Source organism: Cutibacterium porci (assembly GCF_009696315.1).
Lineage (GTDB): Bacteria > Actinomycetota > Actinomycetes > Propionibacteriales > Propionibacteriaceae > Cutibacterium > Cutibacterium porci.
In genome coordinates this window covers 1-1237 of the sequence record NZ_VUMG01000011.1, presented here as the reverse complement: position 1 = coordinate 1237, position 1237 = coordinate 1, and the positions used below count along the sequence as shown (strand labels likewise).

The window sequence follows — 1237 nt, the reverse complement described above, 5'->3', positions numbered from 1 at the left end:
GTGGTGTAATTTTCTTAGTCATAATCATTTCCTTTATAATTTGGGTTTAAAGCATATGTACATAATAAAGTAGTCTCTAGGGACAATTGGGGACAGATGAATAGAAAATTAGAGATTTTAAATTTACAACGTCAAATTAAAGCTGATCTTAAGATTTTAAACTGGAGCATAGCTTCTTTTTCGAGTAAGTATCTAATAGACAACAACGAATACGATGTTGAGGAATATGATGTTAAAACGTTTCAGGAAAGAGTTAAGAAACAATTAGTACGCGCGACAACTAATCAGGAACTGCTATTAAAGTACAATAATTTCATTCGTAACTCAGACGAGTATAAGAAGTTAGGAGACGAATATGCGCAAAGGGATATCCAGCCTTTGACTGGTTTTATTTCAGATTATGTCGCCTTGCTCAATGAAGCTCAAGATGAAACAGAAAGAAAAGTGTTGGCGGTGGCTGCCGCACATGCATTGTCGGTAGGTACCGCGTGGGACTTTCATGTTACACCGATTAATCACGATGACTATTATGACACGAGGTATCTTACTCTTTGGGAAGGTGACATTGGGCATGGCGGTGGTTCCGGTTGTTGGGGTACTGCAATGTGTGAAGTTGTACAAAGTCATTGGGGAGTACTCTTTGTCCGTAGAACGGATTACTTTTTTAATACAGGGTTGAGAACAGTAAATGAAATTCTTGGTTTTAATGATGGATTACTCAAGTTGAGAGGGTTGGATTATGATAACGTTGATGCAAACAATTTTCCTTCTCTTGTCTATGACGTAGAATTGCTTGAGCAGCATGGTGTCTGGTCTCTAACTAATAAAAATCTAGTCGGAAAAAAGTGCTTTAATAAATAAGGATATGTGCAAACCTTCTTAATATAAGTAAAGGTTGGAAATATCATGAAAGGGAATGCCTAAAAGAAGTAAATCATTACCCCATACTTTTCTTGATACTTACCAGCTATTAAGTACTGCTAGTACGCATAAATAGATTAACTGTTAAATGCCGCCCAATTTGAGGCGGTATTTTTGTATGTGAGGTAGATTTAAAATAAATCTATTTTTACGTGTTTACCCCTGTTTTAGATTTAAAATAAATCTATAAAAATGTGATGTTTCTTTATGAAAGCGATCATTTTTTGTGCTACATTGTCCGCACTTGTCATTTTTATATTTGTTTGGAGTCCGTACAGTGAAAAATAATAAACGAGCAAATGAAACTGCAACGTCG

The 1237-nt window shown here is 35.6% G+C and carries 1 protein-coding gene; it reads left to right on the top strand.

Annotated elements, in window-relative coordinates:
- Window positions 1–96 precede the first annotated feature (96 nt).
- Window positions 97–861, top strand: a complete 765-nt coding sequence (locus FYJ43_RS11910; RefSeq protein WP_154565190.1) for a hypothetical protein — start codon at window positions 97–99, stop codon at window positions 859–861.
- Window positions 862–1237: the final 376 nt, after the last annotated feature.